This is a genomic window from Chryseobacterium lineare, from assembly GCF_977014045.1.
In genome coordinates, this window is record NZ_CDRNIQ010000001.1 from 3,295,900 (window position 1) to 3,321,753 (window position 25,854).

Here is a 25,854-nt window from a genome sequence, read left to right on the forward strand (position 1 = left end):
GTAAAAGACTTTCACTACCCGAAACTCAAAACTCAAAACTCAACAAAAAAAATTTTTAACCAGAAATCTATCAACCATTAACTAAAAACGATCAGCTATTTGTAATCTATACGATTGGCGTCTGTGTCTTCAAGTTGTTTCACAATAGATGAAGGGATCTCATCACTGTCGATCGGAAAGCTTATGGAATCTGTAATAAATGTTTTCCTGTCTGCCTTTCTGAAGATTTCAAAAAGAGCAATCGGTTCTTGATTAAAACTGATACATGTATTTATAAAATGCAACTCATGGAGCTTATATTCTGGATTTTTCAGCTTTTCCTTGATATCTTTTATTCTTGAGATGAAATGTCTTTGCCGTATGAAAGTATTGCTGTTCATGATAATGAAAACATAATCAGAATATGCTGTTACTTTCCCAAAGTATTTGTGACGGTCTTAAAATAAAAACCCGAAACTAAATTGCTTCGGGCTTATTATTTAAATTTATACTACGAAATTACTCCGCTTCCGATTAATTCATCGTCAATATACCAGGCTGCAAACTGTCCTTCTGCAATCGCGGATTGTGGCTCTTCAAATTCCACATATAATCCTTCTTCAAACTGATACAAAGTTGCTTTCTGCAAAGGCTGTCTGTATCTGAATCTAGCCATCACTTCCATTGATTCTCCGTTTTTTAGTCTTAAATCTTCACGAACCCAATGCAGTTCAGAATTATCAATTTTCAAAGCCCTTTTCAGCAATCCCGGAAACTGATGTCCTTCTCCCACAAAAAGAATATTATTTTCCATATCTCTGGAGATGATAAAACAGCTTTCTTTATGTCCGCCGATTCCCAACCCTTTACTTTGCCCGATCGTAAAAAACTGAGCGCCCTGATGTTTGCCGATCACTTTTCCGTCGGATTTTTTATAATTTATTTTTTGACTTAAATATTCGAGTTCTTCCCGTTTTGAAGAAAATTGAGGTTTTTCCTGGGCAAAAATCGGAGAGTCTTTAAAAATTTCTACAATTTCACCTTCTTTCGGAACCAATTGTTGCTGTAAAAACTGCGGAAGGCTTACTTTTCCGATAAAGCATAATCCCTGAGAGTCTTTTTTATCAGCCGTTACCAACCCGATTTCTTTGGCAATTTCCCTCACCTGAGGTTTTGTCAGTTCACCAATCGGAAACAACGCTTTAGAAAGCTGATCCTGGCTTAGCTGGCACAAGAAATACGACTGGTCTTTGTTGTTATCTTTACCGGCTAGCAAATGGAAAATTTCTTTACCATTTTCGTCAATTGTGGAATCTACACGGGCATAATGTCCTGTTGCTACTTTATCTGCTCCCAAAGACATCGCCGTTTTCATAAAAACATCGAATTTTACTTCTCTGTTGCACAAAACATCAGGATTTGGAGTTCTTCCTTTCTGATATTCATCAAACATGTAATCTACGATTCTTTCTTTGTAAAGATCACTCATATCGATCACCTGAAAAGGAATTCCAAGCTTTTGAGCGACCATAAGAGCGTCATTACTGTCTTCAATCCAGGGACATTCATCTTCTAAGGTCACTGAAGCATCATTCCAGTTTCTCATAAACAGCGCCACCACTTCGTGACCTTGTTGTTGCAGCAAATATGCTGTCACACTGGAGTCTACACCTCCTGAGAGGCCTACTACTATTTTCATTGTATTCAATTTTACGAAACTCTTAACGGGAGTTCTTAGTTTGATGCGGCAAAAATACGATTTAAAAGATTCGTAAAAAAGTTATAATTTTAAACATCGACAAAAACAATAGTATTATGAAAAAGATTATTATTTCTCTGTTTACTACAATTTCAGGCCTACTATTTTCGCAGGTCGCCGTAGGAACCTCACCGGAAAACAGTAATCGCTGGACCTTCGGAGGCGGAATCGGAGTGGGTTTTGGCAGCAATAGCGCTTTTTATTTATCCGCTTCGCCACGAGTGGGTTACAGGCTTACAGATGATCTGGAAACCGGAATTGTGGGAAGTGTGTCATGGCAGACCTCCGATTTTTATAGATCAACCATGTTTGGAGCAGGGCCTTTTGTTAATTATTATTTCGCGAGATCATTTTATGTCGGTGCTAATTTCCAGCATTATTTTATCAATTATAAAGACAAATATTACGACTATAAAATGAATGAAGAAGAAAGTGCTTTATATCTCGGTGGAGGTTATATGCAGAGAATCGGGAATAATTCTTTTATGCAGATCGGATTGATGTACAATGTTTTATGGCAAGAAAATTCAAGTATTTTTTCGAGTGGATTAATTCCGAATATCGGTTTCGTGGTGGGATTATAATCTATTTTTTCATAATTTTTTTGCTGTTTGTATTCAAATTATTCCCGCAGATTTTGCAGATGGCGCAGATTTATTTAAATTATCTTTTAAATCCTGCAAAATAGGCGAGAGAAAATTTTACTTACATAAAAATAAAACAAAAAGCACCGAGAATTTCCCGATGCTTTTTTCATTATGATTAAATTATTTATTTACGATTGAGAAGACTTTTCAGCCGCAGATTTTTTTGGCTTTGAAGTTTTTCCGGTCAAACCATCTTTAGCTTCGTTCAGCTCCAAAACTACAGTTTCTCCTTCAGATAATTGTTTGTTTACCAGCATTTCTGCCAATAAATCTTCAATATATTTCTGGATCGCACGTTTCAGTGGTCTTGCTCCAAAATCTTTATCCCATCCTTTTTCGGAAATAAAGTCTTTCGCTTCATCAGTTAATTCAACTTTATATCCTAGTTTTTCAAGTCTGCTGTAAAGCTTATTCAATTCAAGATCAATAATTCTCTTAATATCATCTTTTTCAAGAGAGTTGAAGATGACAATATCATCAATTCTATTAAGGAATTCAGGAGAGAATGCCTTTTTAAGCGCATTTTCAATGGTGCTTCTCGCTCTTGAATCCGTAGTGGATTTTTTAGCAGAAGTTCCAAATCCTACACCGTCTCCGAAATCCTTAAGATCTCTTGTTCCGATGTTTGAAGTAAGAATGATAATCGTATTTCTGAAATCGATTTTTCTTCCTAAACTGTCTGTAACATGACCTTCATCCAGAATTTGCAGCAAGATATTGAATACATCAGGGTGAGCCTTTTCGATCTCATCCAAAAGAACCACAGCATAAGGTTTTCTTCTTACAGCTTCCGTTAATTGTCCGCCTTCTTCGTATCCAACGTATCCCGGAGGTGCACCAACCAATCTGGAAACCGCAAATTTTTCCATGTATTCACTCATATCGATTCTGATTAAAGATTCATCAGATTCGAATAATTCTCTTGCCATTACTTTAGCCAGCTCCGTTTTACCAACTCCGGTAGTTCCTAAGAAAATGAATGTACCAATAGGACGGTTCGGATCTTTAAGACCGGCTCTGTTTCTCTGAATAGCTTTAACGACTTTTTTCACAGCATCTTCCTGGCCGATTACTTTTCCGTTGAGATTGTTATCCATTCCGGCAAGTTTATCAAGCTCATTTTTACCTACTTTGGTTACAGGAACACCACTCATCATAGAAACGACTTCCGCTACATTTTCTTCGGTTACGGTTTCTTTTTTCTCCTTTACATCTTTGTCCCATTTATCCTGAGCAGAATTTAGCTCCATCTGAAGTCTTTCTTCCTCATCCTTCAGTTTTCTTGCTTCGAGATAATCCTGAGCTTTTACCGCTTTTTGCTTTAATTCCTTGATCTCTTCGATTTTCTTTTCAAAATCAATGATTTCGGTAGGAACTTTCATGTTTTTAATATAGACACGAGATCCGGCTTCGTCCATTGCATCAATTGCTTTATCCGGTAAAAAACGGTCTGTAATATATCTTGACGTCAAATTAACACAAGCTAAAATTGCTTCATCCGTATAAACAACATTGTGGTGTTCTTCATATTTATCTTTAATCTGATTTAAGATCTGAACAGTCTCTTCAATAGAAGTCGGTTCTACCATTACTTTCTGGAATCTTCTTTCCAGAGCACCGTCTTTTTCAATATACTGACGGTATTCATCAAGTGTAGTGGCTCCGATGCATTGAATTTCACCCCTTGCCAAAGCTGGTTTAAACATATTGGATGCGTCCAGGCTTCCTGTTGAACTTCCCGCACCAACAATAGTATGAAGCTCATCAATGAATAAGATGACATCTCTGTTTTTCTCCAGTTCAGTCATGATCGCTTTCATTCTTTCCTCAAACTGACCACGATATTTTGTTCCGGCGACTAAACTTGCCAAATCCAGCGTGATCACACGTTTTCCGTAAAGAACTCTTGATACTTTTTTCTGTTGAATTCTTAATGCCAGACCTTCTGCAATGGCAGATTTACCAACCCCAGGCTCCCCGATAAGAAGCGGATTGTTTTTCTTTCTTCTTGATAAGATCTGAGAAACCCTCTCAATTTCTTTTTCACGACCGATGACAGGATCTAATTTTCCGTCTCTGGCCAAAGAAGTCAGGTCTCTTCCAAAGTTATCCAAAGTTGGCGTTTTACTTTTTGCCGAACCCAGATTTCCCGTAGGTTTTCTCATTTGCTCAAAATCCTCTCTTTCATCATCGTCATCATAAGCACTCATTTGTGGTGCCTGCCCCGAGTTTTTAAGCATAGTCTGGTATTCTTTTGAAACTCCTTCATAGTCAACATCATAAGCGCCTAATATGTTTGAAGTAGGGTCCTCATATTTATAAAGAATGCCCAAAAGCAGGTGAACGGTATTAATCTCATTGCTTTTATATTGTCTGCATTCCAGTTCAGCACGCTTGATCGCATGATCTGCCATCTTCGTGAAAGAAATATTGGTAACCTCCTCAGAAATAGGATTAAGACTTGCTGTATTTAAAGTTTCAATTTTTCTTCTGATTTGTGTAAGATCCGCATTAAGGTTTTGAAGGATTTCTTTTGCAGAGTTTTCTGTTTTTATAATACCTAAAAGTAGATGTTCTGTATTAAGAAATTCACTCTTGAGCCTTTTCGCTTCGCTCTTGCTTTGTTTGAACACCTGGCTCAAACCTTGTGAAAACTTATAATCCATAATATATCTCATTAGAATAAAGGCAGCATTGCCATTTATTCATTATCTAAATTACAAATATTTTACCAAAATTCAATAAATGACTTTATGGCAGAAAAAATTTTATTATCTTATTGAAAATGATTAAGTTTGTTGTCCTTTTAAAAAATTTTCATGATTCCTGAAATTGCCACCTATATAGGATATTCCGCATCATTGTTTATCGTGCTGAGTTTTATACTGAAAGATATCAGAAAAATCAGGATCGTAAATATGATTGGCTGCATTTGCTTCGTGATCTACGGAATCTTCAGTGGAATGCTTTGGCCGGTTATCATCCCGAACGGACTCATCTGTTTCATACAAATTTACCATCTTTTAGCAGATAAAAAAAAGTAATGGGCAGGAGAAAGATCATTACGTCTGCATTCAGTAATTTGTGTACGGATCAGCGTATAGAAAAGGTATGCAAAACGTTACATGATAATGGCTACCAAATCGAGCTCATAGGAAATGACTGGAACGGAGCCGAAAAAATGTCCCGTCCTTATCCTTTTACCAGAATACATTTAATTTCAAAAAGTTTAAAAACAGCTTATTTTGAATTCAACTGGAAATTATATCGTGAATTAAAGAAAGAAGCAGATCAGAATACCATTCTGCACGCCAATGATCTGGATGCTTTGCTTCCGAATTATTTAATTGCTAAAAAGCTGAATATCCCGCTGGTTTTCGACAGTCATGAAATTTTTTCGGAAATGCCGGCTATTCAGGGCAAAATGTCACAAAAATTGTGGAGGTATGTTGAAAAAAAGATCATTCCTGACATAAAATTCATGATTACGGCAAGCTCAGGGTACGCCGATTGGTTTAAAAATAAATATGCTATCGATCCTGTGGTCATTCAGAATTCTCCCAGAAAGCTTGATTTTAATCAGCAGATTCCTGAGAATACTCCTAAAGTTATTTTGTATCAGGGTGCTATTAATCCGTTTCGCGGGATAGATAAAGCGATCTTGGCCATGCAGCATTTAGATAATGTCATTTTTAAAATTGCTGGTGACGGACCTCTCAAAAAGGAATATGAAAATTTGGTCCTGAAAGAAAATCTACAGCATAAAGTTGAGTTTTTAGGAAAACTATTACCTGAAGATTTAAGAAAAGTTACACTTACTGCCGATTGCGGAATGAGCATTGAAGAAAACGCAGGGGAAAGTTATTATTATTCTTTACCGAACAAAGTCCTGGATTGCATTCAGGCGAGAGTGCCGGTAATACTGTCAAATCTTCCTGAATTGCAGAGGATTAAGCGACAATTTGACATCGGAGAAATTATTAAGGATCATCATCCTGAAAATATTGCACAATCAATACGGGTGGTTTTAGATAAAGGGAGAAAAGCTTATCAGGCTGAACTTGAAAATGCTGCTGATATTTTTTGCTGGGAGAATGAAGAGGTAAAACTGTTACGTGTTTTTGAAAAAGCTTCATCTTCGCGGGGCTTCAAGCCTAAAGCATAATTTAGTATCTTTGCACAAGAAATTAGTTTAGAATGACCATTAAAGAAAAACAGCAGGAAATTATTGACGAATTTGCATTTCTTGAAGATTGGGAACAGAAATACGAATATATTATCGATCTTGGAAAAGAGTTGAAAGGACTTTCTGATGATAAAAAAAAGGACGAAAATCTGATCAAAGGCTGCCAAAGTAAAGTCTGGATTGATGCTGAATTCAGAGACGGTAAGTTATTTTTTAATGCCGATTCTGACGGGATTTTACCAAAAGGAATTGTTTCTCTTCTGGTAAGCATTTACAGCGGTCATTCTACTCAGGAAATTTTAGATTCTGATTTTGATTTTATCGCTGAAATAGGATTGCAGGAATTCCTTTCCCCCTCAAGAGCCAACGGATTGATGGCCATGACAAAACAGATTAAATTTTACGCAGTCGCCTACCAACTGAAGTCGTAATTGTGACAAGAATTTTAGCATATCGTTTTTCTGCTTTTGGTGATGTTGCCATGACAGCACCTTTTTTCCGGGAATTTCTGGAACAAAATCCGAATGTGGAAATCATCATGGTTTCAAGAAGTAATTTTGAGGCTTTATTTGCTGATATTCCGAATGTTACATTCAAAGGAGTGAATCTTGATGACTATAAAGGTTTTTTTGGATTGACAAGACTGGCTAACGAGCTGATTAATGAATTTCATCCCGATCTTATTGCCAATCTTCACGATGTGATCAGAACGAAAATTCTTGATAAAATCTATCGAAGAAAGGGACTAAAAGTTTTTAAAATCAATAAAGGAAAAGAAGAAAAAGAACATTTAACGGATATTTGGAATCTTGATAAAATTCAGCTGAAAAAAACGGTAGAACGTTATGCTGATGTCTTCCGCGAAATGGGATTCAAGGTTAAACTTTCTCACACTTTAAGGCCAAAAGCAGTAGAAAAATCCGGAATTGGTTTTGCCCCTTTTGCCCAGCATAGAGGAAAAATGCTTCCGCTGGAAAAGTCCTACGAATTGGCAAAAATTCTATCGCAAAAGTACCATGTCTATTTCTTTGGTGGTGGAAAAGGTGAAGCTGAAACACTGCAACAATGGGAAATGGAAATCCCCAATACACAAAGTCTTGCAGGAAAATTAACCCTTACGGAAGAATTAGAAAAAATTTCACATTTAGAATTAATGATCTCTATGGATTCCGCCAATATGCATTTGGCGAGCCTTATGGGAACGAGGTGTATTTCCATTTGGGGGCAAACGCATCCGTATGCCGGGTTTTTAGGATTTGGGCAAAGCGAAAATGATGTTGTGCAGGTGAAAGATCTTACCTGCAGGCCTTGTTCCGTTTTTGGAGACAAGCAGTGTTTCCGTGGAGACTGGGCCTGCCTGGAAGAAATGAATATTCAGAAGATTGTTGAGAAAGTGATATAAAGAAAGTTCTATTTGAATCAATATTTTAGATATTCCAATAGCTGATTAGTTCGAAAATGTCTTACAATTTACTTTTTCTGAAACCTTCTTTCAATCCTTTTGCCATATAGCCTCCGATTGAAACAGCTAAAAGAGCAAAACAAAATATAAGAAAAGGCCAGAAAAAAATGTTCAGGAAACCCCCACGAACTGCTTTTGAAGGTTTTTCGGGGTCATAATATACTGTTACTTCATCATCACTTTCCTTTCCGCTGCTGCTGTATTCCGTTTCAATGCTCCGGATTGTATTGTTCTGATCCATGTACTGTATCACTGGAGTGTACATTTTTGTCGGATTTCCCTGATTATTATTGGTGTAGCTTCCTGAATACCCGACAATTTTCCCCTCAGTTTTATTACCTGTAAAAAGCAGCGTGAAATTTCTTCCCAATTTTCCGAGACTGTACACTATTCCTCCTCCGCCTAGGGTAAGAAGAATTAGGGTAAAAGAAATGAAAAAAAGATTGACTAAAAAATCAGGTTTTCTGCTGCTTTCCATTTTATTATTATTTACCGTATAATTTCAAGCTCATCTGAATTTTTTGGAATGTGAAATAATATCGGAAATTTGATAACTTCCTCTTTTACTTTTCCATCTGCAGAAACATGTTTTATTTTTGTTCTTAAAGCAGAGCCTTTATCATCTATATTTTCTAGTGTAACGAGTCTTCCGTTGCCGTAAAAAACAACTTTAGTATTGGTAAAAGGCTGAACTTCTGCATTTTTCTCCGTAAAAGCTTCCCTGTCAAAAGCGTCTCCTTCGGCAACTTCATTGGGTTTTAAATAAAAAGAAGTATTCATTTCTACATCTTTTTTGTTTTTCATTTTGGCAAAAGCCCCATAATTTTTTGCTGCTAGTAGTTTTTTAATTTCTTCATATTTGTTCATCACTTTTTGCTCGATATCAGAAATTTTGGTTAAATCTTTCGATGTCGACCATCCTTCAAACTGATAAGGAACTTCAGCCTCAAATTCAAATTCTTTTTCAAAATAAGGAAGTCCCGACTCAGGAATCGCAACGGTAGGGAGCTGAAATACAGTTACTTCACTGATATCGTTATGATCCCAGGCATCTTTTCTGTAGCTTACTGAAAGGGTAAAAGGGGAAGCATTTTTATCTGAAGTTGTAATCCTGTCTTTTCCTACATTCGGATAGAGCTTTATGGTAAGCTTTTGTTTTCCACTGTGTAAGATGCAGGAATTGATCGGGGCAGATGAAGTCATTGCTCCTTTTATTCCCATTTTCTTTGCCACAGGAACATCATTTACAAGGATCTCAAACTGGCATCCACTGTCACCATTGTCAAAATCTACACTGTAATAAGGTCTTGTGGCAAATGAGTTTACTTGTTGTGCTATCTGTGATGTCATTTTGTTTTCTGTTTTTACTTGAGATGGTTGGTCTTTTTTTTCATTTTTGTTCTGAGAACAGCTGTAGCTGAAACAAGATGCCGCTACCAAAATGAATTGTATGCTTTTCTTAATCATTTAAATAAAATCTTTGATCTATATCTGCTTTACCTTCTTTAATGATAACAAATTCTTCAGTGGTTTCTCTTTCTGCGCTTCCGAATTTTGCTTTGTATGTTAAAGTTACTTTAATTCCCGAATGTCTCACCACCGGTTGTACATAAATTCCTTTATTATCGTCCCAGCCAGCCCCGAATCCTAGTGAAAAATATCCTTTTCCTTCGGCTTTAGCTTCAAAATCGTAATCTGCTTCGTAGATTATTGCTTTTACTTTTCCTGTTGCTTTTGCAGATAATGTCAAGCTAAATCCGAACTGTCCTTCGGCTTTCAATTCTCCTTCTTTCTTTAATCGACTTAGTTCTATATTGCCTTGAATAACGAGTTTACCGTAAAATTTAAGATCAAAGCGGACTTCCGCATCAGCTGCATAAGCCAGCAGGTCTAAAGCTGTAATTACAGCCTGAGCTGCAGGGTGAAGCTTTTTTCCCCAGGCAATCAGGTCAATGGTTGCTTCGGCACCAATGAAGGGATCTGCTTTGGCAACAAGTCCTATGGTAGGAACTAAAATATGGTCTTCATTTTTTTCTTTCCGTCCGAATTTGTATTCCCAGCCGGCACCAATAGCAATCTGAGGAGACAGAACTTCTATCGTCAACGGTGTTCTGCGAACTCTGGCCATCATACTTTCCGCCATTCCCGAGGTAGAGCTGCCGCGGTCTTTTCCGGTTACATTGTCTACGAACTTTTTAATTTTAACAAACCTTCCTATAAGTATTTTAAGGTTTTCAGCTAATTTCTGATCCAGTTTTGCGGTCTCCGTCCCGTTCCATTTTGCTTCAACCGACAGACTGAATTTTGTTTCAACAGTTCCGTCATAGCCATCAATATCGGAAGCCTGTGCTTTATTTACGGCGTCACTTACTCTGTGCTGCCGCATTTCTACCCATGTATCCCGATAGTATAATGGATTTTTCATGCCATAATTAAGATTGATCGTCCAGCTTACATTGGGGAAGACTTTTATTTTTGCAATCTGATTCGGATAACGGCATGTGCTGACAGGAAGAAAATACGTTTGTGCCATATCTTCTTTCAAAATGAAATAGTTAAAAAGCCATAGAAGATTAGCGACATCCGGTGCAATATTATATTTATTTCCCTCCAGAAATGTTTTGTTAAAATGATAAGGAAGCATTAGGGTAATTTTGCTGTCTCCCTGAAACTTATAGTCAACATCTGCCCGCCAATGCTGTACAGCAGAGGGATTGTAAGATTTGTCGGTTTTTATAACATCCCTGTCGTTTTTATTCTGATCAGTAGCTGTAATTCCTGCATTTTTCTGCTGTTGACCATGTGTTGAATCTTCCTGTGTATTAAATCCTGACTTATCTCTTTGTGCAGCATATACTTTTTCAATCTGGAAAACATTGGTCTGGACGGTATGTTTTTGTCCTTCATCTAAAAGAAGTCCCTGGCAGAAAACATCTTTTGTCGATAATTTATCTAAAGTAATGGAAATGTTTTTTCTGGTATCCCCGGCTAAAATTCCGAAGGTTTGGCTGGTTCTGTCAATAGGATTTGCTGTATCTTCTTCGTCAAAAATCACCAATGGAGATCTTTCTGCGTCGTCTTCGTCTTTTATTGAGATCTTGGAATAGCCGCAAGGATCATATTCCCTTTTTGTGTATCTAATATCTCCGATATACTGGATCTGATTGTTTTTCTGAGTTTCAAACTGCCCGAAAAGCGAGCTTATCGTGTCGTAAGGAACCAATAATTCTCTTGAAGTATCGTAAACCCATTTTCCATTTTCAAGCCTGGCCCAATCGGTGGCCGCTTTTTCCGAGTCATATTCACCGGTAGGACGTATTGCATCTGCGGAAATCAATACCGGAGCGGTATAGCCGATACTTCCTTTAAGTTTCAGATAAAATTTCTCATCCTGTTTTTGTGTATTGTGATTTTTCTGCCATTCCGGATCGAGAAAGAATCTGACGATTTTTCTTCCATTATAAACAAACTGTCCCGGATTAGTTATTTCAACATTTTTCTGTATAGCAACAGCTTTTCCTTTGTTCATTAATTCAACATCAAAAACAAACTTATCTAATCTGTTGTTGAAATCAGGAAAAAGATGAGTGTATATTTCCACTTCCACCGTTTGCCCGTAAGCTGCTTTTTTCTCTGTATCCTGTAATGGAATATAACCGCCTTTAGGAAATTTGAAGTGACAGTACAGAACCTGGGGTTTATCTAAAGCAACGACTCTTATCGCTTCTGTTTCATTGAGTTCGGGATAAACACTGTAGGGTATCAGTAAGTGGATAACCCCGACATTTCCTGCTCCTGTTTTAATATCGGAAACACTGATTTCTTTATTATTGCCTTCAAGAATTTTATGATCCTGCGTTTTTATCGTCTGAAAAAAATCATTCGGACCCAGTTGCGGATGTAGGGTTTTATAGGCCTTCCATATATGTTCACGGATGAGCAGCCATTTAACGGTATTTATCGTATTTTCAGGATTTCTTGTACCTGCTCCCAAACAGGTTTTGTCAAGATAAGCTGTAAAAGAATTTTGGGAATGTCCCAATTCTACAATGAATCCGGATCCGTATTGTTTTACGTTCTGTTTCGGCTCTCTGATGAGCGCTTTTTTTATTCCTGCCGTTCCCATCTTAAAAACCGAATTTATAAGGTTTGTCTCCGTCAAAATTCTGCATATTGACCAAAGGATTTACATGAGACTGTAGCTCATTATCTGCATTTTTAATATTCTTTTTTGAAGGTTCTCCAATTTGTCCGGTTTTAAGAATGCTGATGCAATCCTTTCCTCCGATAGGGCAGGTCGCTTTACTATCTTCCAGAAGGATATAGCCATCGGGCGGTGAATATTTTTCTTTTTCATAGAAACCGCTCCATTCAGTGACAGTGGCAGAACAGGGTGAATTATTCTGTTTTTTGCAGGAGCCGAAAGTATTCTTCTCAAAAGTAGCTCCGATATCTTTATGGGTAGCAACGAGCTTGGTACTGCCGTTGAGGTCGTTGACGAAATATTTTTGTTGTGTGAGTACTTTTAATTTGTCCGGTGTAGTACCAAACTGACATTGGCACAAGGCACCCTGTACTACTTTTTCTTTTTGAGACATATTAATAATTTTGTGTGGTATGTAAAATTAGTGTTTTTTATTTAAACGGATTACCAGTCATTTTCATATTCATTTTTATAAAAACCCCATTTTTTCTGTTCAGAAACTACCAGTCCTCCCGTAATGAACGGGCTGCTTTTATTCAGCTCTTTATCGTTAAATTCTTCAGTATTTTGCTGATATTGTGTATATTGTATTGTTTTAATGAGAAGCTTATTGCCATTTATATCTTTTGTGTAAACCTCAAAATAAGCTCTTGTATGCATTGGAAAATGATAATAAAGATCCAGATCAAAAATTACCTTTAAAGACATAAAAGCTTCCGTTTTTCCCGGATTTTTTGAGGTAAAGTAAGGATCGGCAGGAAGTTCTTCACTTTGAAATTCTATCATAAATGAATGATAATCAGTAGGTATTTTCTGAATTGTCTGTATTCCGGGAAATCTTAAAGCCGGTTGGTAGGGGATAACGGATAGAAATAAAGCGCTCGAAGTTCTTCTTGTTTCACCGTAATCTATGAATTTAGGATGAAAAAAAAGATTCCAGAACCAATCATGATGCAGGCTTTTTTCTATTTCTGACCGGTCATTGAGTTTTTTGTCGACGGTTTCAAAAAATGTTTCCAGGGCTTCACTGGAATACTTATCAGATAATTTTGTTTTTTCCTTTTTCCAGCGTTCTCTTATTTCTTCAATATTGATAATTTCATGAGTAGAAAGTCCTTTTTCATTGAGATAGGTCTGAAGAGGATATAAAGCTTTTGAAACAGCATTTCCCAAGATTTCACTCATTCCGTCGTGTTCATGCTGATTATAAAAGATAAATTCTTTGTGGATCGTTAAAATTCCCTTGTAATCTTGTAAATCTAATTCTGTGGTAAGCTCATAATCCATTCTTTTTTCCGGAATATCTGATGTGCCGGTAAAGTATTTCACTGAAACGCCGTATTTTCTTGGCCTCAGACCTGAAGGTTGTATCCGGATGCTGTTTAATCTTCGCAGTATTTCTTTTTTGGGCATGAGTATGTCCATAGCTGAATCAATATTTAGAATTGGCTAGGCAAATTTAATAATTTGTTTGCAAAGGGTAGGAAAGGGATTAAAATAAAAAAAATCTCTCTTAAAAAAGAGAGATTTCTGTGGGCCCTGAGGGATTCGAACCCCCGACCCTCTGGGTGTAAACCAGATGCTCTGAACCAACTGAGCTAAGAGCCCGAATTTTTTTGAAAGGTTTCGTTTCCTTTTCTGTGGGTCCTGAGGGATTCGAACCCCCGACCCTCTGGGTGTAAACCAGATGCTCTGAACCAACTGAGCTAAGAACCCTCTTTATCGTTTCCTCGATTAGAGTGGTGCAAATATACGACTTATTCGGAAATCTCCAAATTTTTTTCTAAAAATTCTCCCACTACAAAATTACTTCCGCCGATAAAAATCATTTCATCTTTTGTACATTTCTCTTTTGCAGACAGATACGCTTCCTGTACAGAATTGAAAATTATATAAGAAATTTTTGCTTCCTTCAGCATGTCTTCATACTCTTGTGGGTGTCTGCCCCGTTGGATAGACGGTTTCGCAAAATAAAACTTGGCATTTTCCGGTAAAATTTTCATGACTTCATCAATTTTCTTGTCATTCACAAAACCTAAAATAATATGCTTATGCTTTTTAATGGAGTTTAATTGTGAAAAAACATATTCCAGGCCTGCCTGATTATGTGCTGTGTCACAGATGGTAAGCGGATTTTGAGAGAACTCAAACCAGCGTCCAATAAAACCTGTATTAAGATGAACATTCAAAAGCCCTTTTTCAATATTTTCATTAGCAATATTGAAATTCAATTTTCGTAATTCTTCAATTAATGCTAAAACAACTCTGATATTTTTCTCCTGATAATTTCCTTTTAAATCAGATTTTAAATCACTTCTTATTAAAGTTGCATCAATAAAAGAAGTGTTTTCTTTGTCGGCTTTATTTCTAATGATGGTTTTTACGACCTCATTTTCATCCCCGGAGATAATGGGAACGTTGGTTTTTATAATCCCGGCTTTTTCGACTGCGATTTCTTCAATGGTATTTCCTAAAATATTTTGATGATCGAGCTGAACATTAGTAATCGCTGAAACTAAGGGGGTAATAATATTTGTAGAATCCAATCTTCCTCCTAAACCAACTTCAATGATCGCAATATCAACTTTTTGCTGATAAAAATATTCAAAAGCCATGATGGTGGTAAATTCAAAAAAAGAAGGACGGATATCTTCAGGCAGGGTTTTCAGCTTTTGAATAAAATGATAGACAAACTCTTTATCACAGTTTTTACCATTGATTTTTATACGTTCCGTAAAATCGATAAGATGGGGTGAATTGTAGATTCCGACTTTATATCCCGACTCCTGAAGAACGGAAGCCAGCATATTGCTCGTAGATCCTTTTCCGTTGGTCCCTCCAATGTGAATGCATTTTATTTTTTCCTGGGGATTCCCGAAGAAATCACAGAGCCTTTGGATGTTATCTAATCCGGGCTTATAGGCTTTCTGTCCGTCGGTCTGATAATTTGGAGTCTGTACGAACAGCCATTCTACAGCTTCCTGATATTGCGAGTTTGTCATAGTGCAAAATTCTCAAAAGTTTCAGAAATATGAAACAATAATTTTTTCAAGTTGTAACTTTTTTATATTTGGTTCGTCTAATAGGAAAAATCGTAATTATGAAAAGAGTTTTGACTATTATTTTGGGATTATCTTGTCTGGCTGTCAGTGCCCAGAAGAAGTGGTCTTTGAGAGAATGTGTGGATTATGCGACTAAACATAATCTTCAGGTGATCCAAAATGAATATTCGAAACAGACGCAGGATATTAACCTGAAAATTGCGAAGAAAAATTATCTTCCTTCCATATCCGCAAATATTGGAAGTACAGTAAGTTTCGGGCAGGCTTCCTTAGGAACGGGAAGTATCAGGAATGACAGGTATGGTAACAGTGCCAATCTTTCCGCGGATATACTCGTTTATAATTATGGCAGATTAGAAAAGACCATCAGAAAGACAGAATTTGATGTAGAGGCAAGTCAATATGATATTGAAACGATTAAAAATGATATTTCCCTTCAGATTGCCCAACAGTATTTAACAACCTTACTGAACAGGGAAATTGTAAAAATTTCTCAGGCAGCAGTAGAAAATGCGCAGAAACAGTACGACAGGTCGAAAATTACTACAGAGGTCGGAACTACGGCTCAAACCGTTTTAGCTGAAGCGGAGGCTGGCCTGGCAAGGGAAAAGCAAAATCTGAAAACAGCTGAAATCAATGTAGGAAGAAGCCTTTTTGCCTTGGCTCAGTTGCTTCAGCTTCAGGATTATAAAGATTTTGATGTGGAAGATGTTAATGTGCCGGATCAATTGGCACCACAGTTGAAATCGGTAGATGAGGTTTTAACGACAGCTTATGAAAATCAACCTCAGATTAAAGCAGCAGAGAGCAGAATCAAGTCGGCTGAAGCACAGACAGAAGTTACAAAGACCGCTTTCTGGCCAACCTTAACAGCAAGTGTCGGAATAGGATCTTTCTATAATAATCTTCTTAATACAGATATTACAGGAATAGATGAAAACAGGAATTTAATTTATGAAAGAATGTTTTTCGGACAGTACAAGGATAATTTCGGACAACAGGCTGCCATATCTTTAAATATTCCGATCTTTAATAAAGGCATTACGAAACTTCAGGTAGAGCAATCAAAACTCAATGAAAGTATTGCTAAAGTAAGTATGCAGCAGCAAAAACAGGTCGTTCGTGAAAACGTACAGAAAGCACAGTTTGATGTAGATGCGAATTATGAAATTTATTTATCTGCGGTTCAGACCGAGAAAAGTACAAAGCTTGCTCTTGATTTTGCAGATAAAAGCTACGCAGCAGGAAGATCTACGATCTATGATGTAAACATTGCAAGAAACAACTACGCCAATGCCCAGGGAACGGTAGCCCAGGCAAAATATAACTATCTTTTCAGTCTTAAATTGTTGAATTTCTATTCAGGAATTCCGCTAAGTTTGTAAAATGTCTATCCAATCATTAGAAAAATATTTACCACAGCATACGCTTCAATATTTAAAAATCTGGTTTGCAGATTATTATATTCATATAAAGATTACACGCAACAGGAATTCAAAGTTGGGAGATTATCGTAAACTTCCGGATCATTCTCATGAGATTACGATCAATTCAACGCTGGTTCCGGAGCTTTTTTTCTTTGTGCTTACCCACGAGCTGGCTCATCTTATAGCCTTTGAGAAATATGGAAGAAGAATTTCTCCTCACGGCAATGAATGGAAAGAAACTTTTCGCCAGATGCTCTTACAAAGCATCAATGTTTATCAGGAAGATCTAAGGCCAATTATTGCAAACTTTTCAAAATCTCCTAAAGCCAACTTCATGGCGAGCCCGGATCTCGTTAAATATTTTCATATTGAAAAACAGGACGATACCCTTGTATTTATTGAAAAACTGCAAAAAGGAGACTTCTTTATTTACCGAAACGAGAAGTATTTGTTAGAAGGTCTTATTAAAAAAAACTATCTTTGTAAGAACCTGGCTACGGGAAGGAAGTATTCTTTCAAGCCTTTGGCGAGGGTAGAAAAATGCACTTAAGAATGTCAAAATCAAATAGATATTGCGTGATTATGGCGGGAGGAATCGGCAGTAGATTCTGGCCTTTGAGTACGCAGAAATTTCCAAAACAGTTTCACGATATTTTAGGAGTGGGGCGCACGATGATTCAGCAGACATATGACCGAATCAGCAGGATTATTCCTAATGAAAATATATTTGTGATTACCAACACAGAATATGTTGAGCTTTCGCATCAGCAGCTGCCGGAACTTCCACAGGAAAATATTGTTGGAGAACCTCTTCTGAAAAACACGGCACCATGCAATCTTTATATGGCAAATAAAATTGCCGAAATTGATCCTGATGCCACAATGATCGTTTTGCCGGCAGATCATCTCATTTTAAAAGAAGATACTTTTCTGGAAAAAGCAGAACTGGCTTTTGAGCTGGCTTCTGAAAATGAATATCTGGTTACGTTGGGAATTACCCCTACGAGGCCGGATACCGGATATGGATATATTCAATTTGTAGACAAGCATGATTCTGATTATTATAAAGTAAAAACTTTTACGGAAAAACCGATTCTCGAAATCGCAAAAAGCTTCCTGGAAAGCGGAGATTTCCTTTGGAATGCCGGAATTTTTATATGGAATGTTAAAAGTATTCACCACGCTTTCGAAAAATATCTTCCCGAAATGACACAGCATTTCATGGCCTGCGAGTACAATGCAGAGAGTGAAAAAAGCTGTATTGAACAGATTTATCCTAAAGTTCAGAAAATCTCGATTGACAATGGTATTTTAGAAAAAGCAAAAAACGTGTATGTGATTCCCGCAGATCTCGGATGGAGTGATTTGGGAACGTGGACTTCCGTGTATGAAAATACCGAAAAAGACGAAAACAGAAATGCCGCCAGGCAAAAACATATCTTAACATACAATTCGGAAGGTAATGTCATCAATATTAAAAACAGTAACAAAGCGGTAATTATTGATTCATTAAAAGACTATATTGTTGTAGATACAGACAAAGTTTTGCTCATCTGTCCGAAAGAACATGATCAGTTAATAAAGGATTATGTAATGGATCTTAAAAACTTCAAAAAAGGAGATAAATTCATATAAAATAATCAGGAAGCATCTGCGTTCTTTTAAATATGATAAAACTTATAGATAAAGTCCATCTTCTTATTTTTATGGTGTTGGGAATTCTTTTGTATGCTCAGGAGAAAAAGCAGTTTCCCAATGTGCCGGTGATTTTACAGAAAATTAATCCGAATACTAAAACAGATTCCTGGATTTTAGTTTATAAAAGCTATGGGAAAGATAATATTCTCCGACAATCCGGTGCTAAACAAGAATATGAATCACAATCTTCAGGATTCAATATCGGAATTGCTGAAGAAGATGAATTCTATTATATTGTAGACTTTTCATCCGGAAAACCTGAATACATTACAGATCTTAATGCACTCCGAAAGTTTGTAGGAAAAGTAGATAATATTCAGGATGCTGCTGTTTTTGCAGCGACGGAAGGATACATTATTGATGAAGAATTCAGAGATCTGGCGGCAAATTATTATGAAGATAAATCCAATTATTACCTTGATTTGGGAAAATTAACTTCAAAAGAATGTCCTTATCAGAAAAAACATTTTACCTTAACCATCGGGAAATCAGCAGAAACAATTTCAAATGTTAAAGATAATGGTCCTTATATTGAGCTTTATAATAAGAAATGCACCAATAATCCGAGGCTTTTAAAAATTGAAAAAAAAGAAGAACCAAAAGATGAGCCTAAAAAATCAAAAAAATCTACAAAACGCAGATAACTTTTACGAAACAGAGCGGTTAATTCTTTGTCCGATGAATTTGGAAGACGCAGAATTTATTTTTGAACTTTATAACAGTCCGAAATTCATTCAGTATATTGGTGATCGCGGAATAAAAACTGTTACAGATGCTGAAAATTATATTAAAAACAGATTTCTTCCTCAGTTTGAGAAATTAGGCTACGGCAATTATTTAGTGATGACGAAAGATGGTAATCATAAAATTGGCGGCGTGGGAATATTTGAAAGAGAGGGACTCGACGTTGTAGATATCGGTTTTTCTCTTCTTGATAAATTTGAAGGAAAAGGATATGCTTACGAAGCTGCTTTAAAAGTAAAATCCATAGGAATGAAAGATTTCGGCTTAAAAAAGATTTCAGCGATTACCACCAAAGATAATTTTTCTTCCCAAAAACTGATTGAAAAATTAGGTTTGAAATTTAAAAAATACGTTACCATTCCAGGCGATTCTGAAGAGCTGATGTATTTTGAAACAGACTAATTTACTGTTCTTTATAGGATTCGTAATGAAGGAAATCTTAAAATAAAATCATTAAGTTTGTCATCCTGAAAGGATCTATACAAATCTTGAAAAGTTTGCATTGAGATGCTTTCAGCATGACAAATAGGCTGTAAAATTATCCTTCTAAAATCTGTTCTGCAGCCGTTTTGGAAGTCACTTTTTCAATTACTCTTTCGCAGATCCCTTTCTCATCAAAAATAAAGGTGGTTCGCACAATTCCCATATATGTTTTTCCAAACGTTTTCTTTTCCTGCCATACCCCGAATTTTTCAAGAATTTCGTGGCTTTCGTCGGCAATAAGATCATATGGGAAGGCAAATTTACTATGGAAATTTTTCTGCTTTTTTACAGAATCACCACTGATTCCCAACAATTGAAATCCGGCCTTTTCCAGTTTAGAATAATTATCACTCAGATTGCACGCTTCCACAGTACACGTAGGAGTATTGGCCTGAGGATAAAAGAAAATAACTAATTTCTTCCCGATTAAATTTTCAGAACTCACTGTTTCTCCATCCTGATTTATTCCTTTAAATTGAGGTAATTTATCTCCAGTTTTCAACATAATGATTTATTTTTGTTCAAATTTAATGGTTACATGACAAAAAAGCAAAGAGCCGAGCTTGTTCAGACAGAATTAGAAAAATTATATCCCGAAGTTCCCATTCCACTGGATCATACTGATCCCTATACTTTAATGGTTGCCGTAGCACTTTCTGCCCAGACGACCGATAAAAAGGTAAACCAGGTTACCCCAAATCTTTTTAGAGTAGCGGGAACTCCCGAAAAAATGGCTGAGCTGGAAGTTTCAGAAATTAAAGAATTAATTAAGGAAATCGGACTTGCGAATACAAAAGCCAAAAACCTGAAAAGAATGGCAGAACTGTTGCTCGAAAGGCACAATGGAGTAGTACCCCAAACCTACGAAGAACTGGAAGCTCTTCCCGGAGTTGGTCATAAAACGGCTTCAGTGGTCATGAGTCAGGGCTTCGGATTTCCCGCTTTTCCGGTAGATACGCATATTCATCGTTTGATGACACAATGGAAACTGACTTCAGGTAAAAACGTCGTAGAAACCGAGAAAGATGCAAAAGCCATATGGCCGGAAAGTGTCTGGAACAAGCTTCACCTTCAGATCATTTTTTATGGACGAGAATATTCCCCGGCAAGAGGAAAAGGGGAAAAGGATTTTATTACAAAAATGTTATTTGAAAAATAAATATAGCGGCATAAATTACCCTCTTCTGGAAAAGTGGATAAATTTTCAATGAAAATTTAGACGGGGTGGTTTAAAGATTAAATCACTACAAATCAAGCAATCTGCGATGATAATTAATCTGCCCCAAATGATAGCTCAAATGCCCAAACAGATGAATCAGGAAATACCCTGTAGTCATCTCATAGCCTAAAGGTTCAGACGGATATTCTTTCTGAAGGTCTTCTGGGGATAATCTTTCAAGCGATGAATTTACGATTTCGATCGTACTTTCGATCTGCTGAATCAATTCGGTTCTCGGAACATCTTTTAATGAAAATTCAAGCTCTCTGTTTCTTACATAGCCTGAATTTCCAAGTGTTGCGCCGATGTAATTATTAAGGTTTCCAACCAGGTGAAGGCAAAGATTTCCGGCAGAATTTGAGATATTTTTATCGGTTTTCCAGATGATTTCTTCATTTCGATATGATTCGATCTCCGTTTTTAATTTATTCAAATCTCTGGTGAAAAGTGATTGTAAGCTTTCCGTCATCATGATCTTTCTTTATGAATTTGAGATAAAATTAAAGAATATTCCAAAAAAAGCCACAAAAATTAATCTGTGGCTTCAATATTTAGTGAGGGATTTCTTCTGTCAGAATTTCGTTTCCTGCTTTATCGTAATAAATGCAGGTAAAATTATCCAGATCAACAACCCATTTTTCAATTCCGGTTTCCGCGCAATCTTCACAAAATTTCATATAATCGGTTTCACCTTTCTGATGACTTTTAAGTTGCTGAACAAACGTTTCTTTATCAGAAGCATCAGCAATCACTAAATCTTCATATTGAGGCTCTGAAGTTGTCGTAAAACTATCTTCTCCAAAATATTTGGTATGGCTGTCCTTCACCCAGGTTTCAAAAGATTTTACCCCGAACCTTTTAATTTCTTTAATGTAATTCGGGAAATCTGCACCTGATTTTACTTTGCTGTGCGCATTTTCAATTTGTTCTATGGTAAACATTTTTTTCTTTGTATTTTTTATTAAGCTTATTTTTACCGCAAAAGGGGGCAAAAGAATTTTAAAAATATTTTAATTTAAAGTCAATTAAAAGTTTTCAAAAGCTTATGTTTTCTTTCAAATTCTATTAATTTTTCTCAAAAAAATTATTTAAATCTTTTGTAACTTTTGTGGTGAAAATAATTATTTCTGTTTTTTCGCCCAAAGCTCCATTTTTCTGTTCAAAACATCTAAAGGAAGACATCCCTGACTCAAAACTTCGTCATGAAATTTAGCTAAACTGAATTTACTTCCCAGCTCCTTCTGATATTGATCTCTCAGCTCACGGATTCTCAACGAACCTATTTTATATCCCAACGCCTGGCCCGGCATTGCCATATAACGTTCAACCTCTGCGGTCGCACCGGCTTCATCATAGGAAATATTGCTTAAAAAATACTTGATGGCTTCTTCCCGTGTCATTCTTCCGGTATGTAAACCTGTATCTACAACCAATCGTACAGCTCTCAGCATCTGGTCGCTTAAATATCCCATTTTTTGATAAGGATCTGTATACAACCCGAATTCAGGACCTAAAGTTTCACAATAATGTGCCCAGCCTTCTCCATATGCACCAAACCATCCGAATCTCATGAATTTAGGTAGCTTTGTATTTTCCTGTTGAAGGGAAACCTGATAATGATGTCCGGGAATTGCTTCATGCAGAAAGAGTGATTCCATTCCTGAAGTTACGTTGAATTTTGTAGGATCCGGAAGTGGAACATAGAAAATTCCCGGTCTTTTTCCGTCAGGTGTTCCCTGAATATATTCTGCACTCGCACTGGCTTCCCTGAATTTTTCCGTCTGCCTGATCTCAAACTTAGTTTTCGGGGTTACGGAAAACATGGTTTTCAGCTGTGGAGTTATTTTGGTTAATATTCCGTTAAAAGCATTCAAAACTTCTTTCGATGTTTTATAAGGCATTGCTTTAGGATCTGTTTTTACATAACTGATGAATTCTTCCAGCGTTCCGCTAAAGCCAACCTGCTGTTTTACTTTTTCCATTTCAGAACGGAGCATCGCTACCTGCTGAAGTCCTATTTTATTGATTTCTTCAGGAGTTTTGTTGGTTGTCGTCCAGCTTTTTGCATAATACTGGTAAATTTCCTTTCCGTTAGGCAGGCTGTTGTAACCATCTGTGTCTCGCGCTTTTGGCAGATATTCTTTCTCAAGAAAATCGCCCATCTTAACGTAAGCAGGAATAATTTTCTTGGTAATGGTTTCTTTATAAAGAGCTGAAAATTTTTCTTTCTGCTCTTTAGTAAAATCTTTAGGGAAGTTTTTTATTGGCCCGTAAAAAATATTTTTATCTAAATCGGTCGTCGTAATTTCTTCGGCTCTCATCTGCGGAATCATTTTTACGACAAGTTTTTTAGGCAAAACCATTTTGTTGTTGATTCCTTCGCGGAAATTATCTGCTGCTGCATTCATCCAGTCCGGAAACTTTTCCATTCTTTTGAGCCAGTCGCTGTAATCTTTTTCTGTTTTGAAAGGCTGGCTGCCTTCTCCGCTTCCGTACAGCGGGAAGTTCAATGGAAGTCCTCCGAATTGGGTGAAAGGAATGTATTCCGGGTGATACCGGTATGCCTGAACTTTGTCTTTCAGCATAAAATCCAACACATCATACACAACTTTATCGTCATCAGAAAGATTTTTATAATCAACATTTTCCAGCTGCTTCTGCACAGAATTGTAAAAAGCAACCTCCCCGGAAATAAAATCCTTATCTATATTGATGGGAAGCTGGTCATTATATCTTAAATCTCCCTGCGAAGTGGCGTCCAAAGGATATAATTTCAGATATTGCTCATAATAATTGGAAGCAATGGAGTCCAAATTGGAAGGCGTTATTTTGGTTAAAGGAGAATCATATTTTTTGCAGGAAGTAAGGCTTACAGCGATACCCAACCCGATCATGGTTTTCGATAAAATGTTTTTCATTTTTCAGATTTCTTAAAAAACAAAAATAAATATTAAAACGATTGATTTTATTTTTAAATTTAAAAACGCTAAAGATTTTGTACAAAAGTTGTAAAGTCTTTTAAATATGGCTTATTTATGTTAGAAATCACATCAGCAAATTAAATAAAACGATTTTCCCAAAAAATATTTTCCCAAAAATTTTTCACGTTCAATCTATTTTTTATCTTTGTTGAAAACGTTTACAATCATATTATTACAGTTCTTTTTTAAGAAAAAATGAAAGGGATTTTAAAAATTTACCATCCGGACGAAACGCTAAAATACAATATCAGAAATACTTATTGTAAAGCGGTTTACAGCAACCAACAACATTTCCTAGAGGTTGAAATTATTACGGATGACAGTCTGGATCATGTGGATGATGATTCTCTGCAGTACAACTTTCCTCAGCTTTCGCTTGAAGTTTTTGATTTCCCTATCGACTCTGCGGAAATAGAAGGAAAAACCATTACGATTAATGATTCCGACGAAGACACTTTCACGGAAGTAGATCTTTTTGATGACGAAGAAGCTTTTATCTATGATAATGAGCTTCAGTTTGATAAGAATGAAGAAGACGTACTTCAGGTAGTATGGAAAGGGACGATCAATGATTTCTACACCGGTTCGGAAACCCCGATTCCTTTCAGGCTAAAATGCGAATTTAAGCAGGACGATATTGAAGTAGACGAGGATTAATCCTTCTCACTTCTTTTTCCGATCCTTATATCAGATTTCTTTTCAGAATTTTTTGGAAAGAAGTTTGCTGTGGATGAAAATAACAAATTTTAAAGTGTTTTTAAGCATTTTTTAAGATATGATTTCATAATATTCCACTACATTTGTCGTTACAACTCTTATAAAAATACACATTAATGCTGTTAACGGAACTTACTCAGATTTTATTCGCACAGATTGCTGCACCTGCGGTCGGGGCAGAAGATTTAGAATTTTCATTTTGGAAGATCATGTTTCATGGAGGCGCTTTCGCCAAAATAGTAATGGTGACCGTGCTCCTGTTGGGTGTATTTTCCGTTTATCTCTTCTTTGAGCGTTTTTTCTTTATTAAAAGACTGACGTCAAAAACAGATGCCAACTTTATGGATAATATTGAAGATTTTATTAAAGAAGGCAAAATGGAATCAGCGCTGGATTACTGTAAACGACAAAACTCACCGGAAGGAAGAATCCTGGAAAAAGGAATATCAAGACTTGGAAGGCCGGTATCTGACATTGTAAGTGCTATGGAATCTCAGGCTCAGGTTGAGGTTGCCAATATGGAGAAAAACCTGAACCTTCTGGCAGTTGTACCAAGTATTGCACCGATGTTGGGGCTTTTGGGAACGGTGATCGGGATGATTATTGCTTTCTTTAATTTGTCTCATGCAAGTGGGTCTTTCTCTCCAAAAACGTTGTCTGAAGGTATTTATACGGCATTAGGACAGACTGCGGTTGGTCTTGCAGTGGCAATTCCGGCCAACTTTTTCTACAATATTTTATTAACGAGAATTGATAAATTTGTATTGAAAGCTCAGAATATGTCGGGAGAATTTCTAGATCTTATCAACAAACCTTTATAAATCTTCATATGAAACCGAAAGGTTCCGTCTGACCATTAAAAAACAAGAAAAGTAAACAGATGAAAATTCAGAGAAGAAATAAAGCAAACCCCGAGTTCAGTTTGGCAGCGATGACCGATGTTATCTTGCTGATGCTGATCTTCTTTATGGTAACATCTTCCGCTGCGAATCAAAGCGCCATTGATGTAAAACTGCCGAAAACGGGAGCTGTTGAAGATAATATTCCAAATCCTCTTACGGTAAGTATCAAGCCTGACGGATCTTATTTTGTAGATGATACTCCTGTTGAAAAAGCACAGCTTGAGCAGACGATCGTGAATAAGCTAACCAGCCAGACCAACAAATCTTTTACCATACGTGCAGACGAAAATACCATGCATAAAGATGTTGTTTTTGTAATGGAGATTGCCGAAAAGTATAAATTTAATATTGCCATTGCAACGGTTAAAGATAAATAACAACTCC

Annotated in this window: 27 protein-coding genes and 2 tRNA genes; 14 read left to right on the forward strand and 15 right to left on the reverse strand. The window is 36.6% G+C overall.

Annotation, left to right across the window (positions count from 1 at the left end):
• Positions 1-95 precede the first annotated feature (95 nt).
• Positions 96-380, reverse strand: a complete 285-nt coding sequence (locus tag ACWNCI_RS14700) for a hypothetical protein (protein WP_449388872.1) — start codon at positions 378-380, stop codon at positions 96-98.
• A gap of 110 nt (positions 381-490) precedes the next feature.
• Positions 491-1,678: a tRNA 2-thiouridine(34) synthase MnmA gene (gene mnmA, locus ACWNCI_RS14705; protein ID WP_449388873.1), complete on the reverse strand. Its 1,188-nt coding sequence runs from the start codon at positions 1,676-1,678 to the stop codon at positions 491-493.
• 116 nt (positions 1,679-1,794) lie between these two features.
• On the opposite strand from mnmA, the gene ACWNCI_RS14710 reads away from it, so the two are divergent.
• Positions 1,795-2,322 carry a hypothetical protein gene (locus tag ACWNCI_RS14710; RefSeq protein WP_346983626.1) on the forward strand — a complete coding sequence of 176 codons (528 nt, stop codon included), beginning with the start codon at positions 1,795-1,797 and terminating at the stop codon, positions 2,320-2,322.
• A gap of 191 nt (positions 2,323-2,513) precedes the next feature.
• Here ACWNCI_RS14710 and ACWNCI_RS14715 read toward each other — a convergent pair whose 3' ends face one another.
• Entirely contained in the window at positions 2,514-5,051 is a 2,538-nt protein-coding gene (locus ACWNCI_RS14715) for an ATP-dependent Clp protease ATP-binding subunit (RefSeq protein WP_346983625.1), read from the reverse strand.
• Between the two features lie 153 nt (positions 5,052-5,204).
• On the opposite strand from ACWNCI_RS14715, the gene ACWNCI_RS14720 reads away from it, so the two are divergent.
• From ACWNCI_RS14720 to ACWNCI_RS14735, 4 genes are read left to right on the forward strand one after another with little or no spacing between them, the layout of a single operon-like run.
• On the forward strand, positions 5,205-5,429 hold the full coding sequence (locus ACWNCI_RS14720) for a hypothetical protein (protein ID WP_027378606.1): 225 nt from the start codon (positions 5,205-5,207) through the stop codon (positions 5,427-5,429).
• Entirely contained in the window at positions 5,429-6,550 is a 1,122-nt protein-coding gene (locus ACWNCI_RS14725) for a glycosyltransferase (RefSeq protein ID WP_449388874.1), read from the forward strand. Before ACWNCI_RS14720 ends, ACWNCI_RS14725 begins: the two co-directional genes overlap by 1 nt.
• A gap of 32 nt (positions 6,551-6,582) precedes the next feature.
• The gene (locus ACWNCI_RS14730) at positions 6,583-7,002 is read left to right on the forward strand and encodes a SufE family protein (protein WP_346983623.1); all 420 of its coding nucleotides are present in this window, start codon (positions 6,583-6,585) and stop codon (positions 7,000-7,002) included.
• A 2-nt stretch (positions 7,003-7,004) separates the two neighbouring features.
• Positions 7,005-7,973, forward strand: coding sequence for a glycosyltransferase family 9 protein (locus tag ACWNCI_RS14735; protein ID WP_449388875.1), 969 nt, complete (start codon positions 7,005-7,007; stop codon positions 7,971-7,973).
• Between the two features lie 61 nt (positions 7,974-8,034).
• Here the strand turns inward: ACWNCI_RS14735 and ACWNCI_RS14740 are convergent, their stop codons facing one another.
• The 8 genes from ACWNCI_RS14740 to ACWNCI_RS14775 all read right to left on the reverse strand — a co-directional run bounded on the left by ACWNCI_RS14740 (position 8,035) and on the right by ACWNCI_RS14775 (position 15,239).
• Positions 8,035-8,511: a DUF3592 domain-containing protein gene (locus ACWNCI_RS14740; RefSeq protein WP_449388876.1), complete on the reverse strand. Its 477-nt coding sequence runs from the start codon at positions 8,509-8,511 to the stop codon at positions 8,035-8,037.
• An 11-nt stretch (positions 8,512-8,522) separates the two neighbouring features.
• Positions 8,523-9,500 carry a hypothetical protein gene (locus ACWNCI_RS14745; RefSeq protein ID WP_449388877.1) on the reverse strand — a complete coding sequence of 326 codons (978 nt, stop codon included), beginning with the start codon at positions 9,498-9,500 and terminating at the stop codon, positions 8,523-8,525.
• Positions 9,493-12,159, reverse strand: a complete 2,667-nt coding sequence (locus ACWNCI_RS14750; protein WP_449388878.1) for a hypothetical protein — start codon at positions 12,157-12,159, stop codon at positions 9,493-9,495. Before ACWNCI_RS14750 ends, ACWNCI_RS14745 begins: the two co-directional genes overlap by 8 nt.
• Before the next feature lies 1 nt (position 12,160).
• On the reverse strand, positions 12,161-12,631 hold the full coding sequence (locus tag ACWNCI_RS14755) for a DUF4280 domain-containing protein (protein WP_346983618.1): 471 nt from the start codon (positions 12,629-12,631) through the stop codon (positions 12,161-12,163).
• A 50-nt stretch (positions 12,632-12,681) separates the two neighbouring features.
• Positions 12,682-13,662: a hypothetical protein gene (locus tag ACWNCI_RS14760; protein ID WP_449388879.1), complete on the reverse strand. Its 981-nt coding sequence runs from the start codon at positions 13,660-13,662 to the stop codon at positions 12,682-12,684.
• A gap of 108 nt (positions 13,663-13,770) precedes the next feature.
• Positions 13,771-13,845: transfer RNA gene (locus ACWNCI_RS14765), tRNA-Val, on the reverse strand.
• 33 nt (positions 13,846-13,878) lie between these two features.
• A tRNA-Val gene (locus ACWNCI_RS14770) sits at positions 13,879-13,953 on the reverse strand.
• A 41-nt stretch (positions 13,954-13,994) separates the two neighbouring features.
• The gene (locus ACWNCI_RS14775; RefSeq protein ID WP_449388880.1) at positions 13,995-15,239 is read right to left on the reverse strand and encodes a bifunctional folylpolyglutamate synthase/dihydrofolate synthase; all 1,245 of its coding nucleotides are present in this window, start codon (positions 15,237-15,239) and stop codon (positions 13,995-13,997) included.
• 98 nt (positions 15,240-15,337) lie between these two features.
• On the opposite strand from ACWNCI_RS14775, the gene ACWNCI_RS14780 reads away from it, so the two are divergent.
• Genes ACWNCI_RS14780 through ACWNCI_RS14800 form a run of 5 tightly spaced genes read left to right on the forward strand, consistent with a single transcriptional unit; the run spans position 15,338 to position 19,570 of the window.
• Positions 15,338-16,684 carry a TolC family protein gene (locus ACWNCI_RS14780; RefSeq protein ID WP_346983614.1) on the forward strand — a complete coding sequence of 449 codons (1,347 nt, stop codon included), beginning with the start codon at positions 15,338-15,340 and terminating at the stop codon, positions 16,682-16,684.
• Between the two features lies 1 nt (position 16,685).
• A complete protein-coding gene (locus tag ACWNCI_RS14785; protein ID WP_449388881.1) occupies positions 16,686-17,276 on the forward strand; it encodes a SprT-like domain-containing protein in 591 nt (196 codons plus the stop codon).
• A gap of 2 nt (positions 17,277-17,278) precedes the next feature.
• A complete protein-coding gene (locus ACWNCI_RS14790) occupies positions 17,279-18,361 on the forward strand; it encodes a mannose-1-phosphate guanylyltransferase (protein ID WP_346983612.1) in 1,083 nt (360 codons plus the stop codon).
• 32 nt (positions 18,362-18,393) lie between these two features.
• A complete protein-coding gene (locus tag ACWNCI_RS14795; protein ID WP_449388882.1) occupies positions 18,394-19,068 on the forward strand; it encodes a hypothetical protein in 675 nt (224 codons plus the stop codon).
• Entirely contained in the window at positions 19,028-19,570 is a 543-nt protein-coding gene (locus ACWNCI_RS14800; protein ID WP_449388883.1) for a GNAT family N-acetyltransferase, read from the forward strand. Before ACWNCI_RS14795 ends, ACWNCI_RS14800 begins: the two co-directional genes overlap by 41 nt.
• A 136-nt stretch (positions 19,571-19,706) precedes the next feature.
• Here ACWNCI_RS14800 and bcp read toward each other — a convergent pair whose 3' ends face one another.
• Positions 19,707-20,156, reverse strand: a complete 450-nt coding sequence (bcp, locus tag ACWNCI_RS14805) for a thioredoxin-dependent thiol peroxidase (protein ID WP_449388884.1) — start codon at positions 20,154-20,156, stop codon at positions 19,707-19,709.
• A 33-nt stretch (positions 20,157-20,189) separates the two neighbouring features.
• Here bcp and ACWNCI_RS14810 point away from each other — a divergent pair, with 33 nt between their 5' ends.
• A complete protein-coding gene (locus tag ACWNCI_RS14810) occupies positions 20,190-20,810 on the forward strand; it encodes an endonuclease III domain-containing protein (protein ID WP_449388885.1) in 621 nt (206 codons plus the stop codon).
• An 85-nt stretch (positions 20,811-20,895) separates the two neighbouring features.
• Here ACWNCI_RS14810 and ACWNCI_RS14815 read toward each other — a convergent pair whose 3' ends face one another.
• From ACWNCI_RS14815 to ACWNCI_RS14825, 3 genes are all read right to left on the reverse strand, one after another.
• Positions 20,896-21,342 (reverse strand): DinB family protein, encoded by a 447-nt coding sequence (locus ACWNCI_RS14815; protein WP_449388886.1) that lies wholly within the window; start codon positions 21,340-21,342, stop codon positions 20,896-20,898.
• A 79-nt stretch (positions 21,343-21,421) separates the two neighbouring features.
• Positions 21,422-21,811, reverse strand: coding sequence for a DUF1398 domain-containing protein (locus ACWNCI_RS14820; protein ID WP_449388887.1), 390 nt, complete (start codon positions 21,809-21,811; stop codon positions 21,422-21,424).
• Between the two features lie 180 nt (positions 21,812-21,991).
• On the reverse strand, positions 21,992-23,788 hold the full coding sequence (locus ACWNCI_RS14825; RefSeq protein WP_449388888.1) for a DUF885 domain-containing protein: 1,797 nt from the start codon (positions 23,786-23,788) through the stop codon (positions 21,992-21,994).
• 258 nt (positions 23,789-24,046) lie between these two features.
• On the opposite strand from ACWNCI_RS14825, the gene ACWNCI_RS14830 reads away from it, so the two are divergent.
• The 3 genes from ACWNCI_RS14830 (at position 24,047) to ACWNCI_RS14840 (ending at position 25,847) form a co-directional block, all read left to right on the forward strand.
• A complete protein-coding gene (locus ACWNCI_RS14830) occupies positions 24,047-24,508 on the forward strand; it encodes a hypothetical protein (protein ID WP_449388889.1) in 462 nt (153 codons plus the stop codon).
• A gap of 176 nt (positions 24,509-24,684) precedes the next feature.
• Positions 24,685-25,389: a MotA/TolQ/ExbB proton channel family protein gene (locus ACWNCI_RS14835; protein WP_449388890.1), complete on the forward strand. Its 705-nt coding sequence runs from the start codon at positions 24,685-24,687 to the stop codon at positions 25,387-25,389.
• A 59-nt stretch (positions 25,390-25,448) separates the two neighbouring features.
• Positions 25,449-25,847, forward strand: coding sequence for an ExbD/TolR family protein (locus ACWNCI_RS14840; protein WP_346983604.1), 399 nt, complete (start codon positions 25,449-25,451; stop codon positions 25,845-25,847).
• The last annotated feature ends 7 nt before the right edge of the window (positions 25,848-25,854 follow it).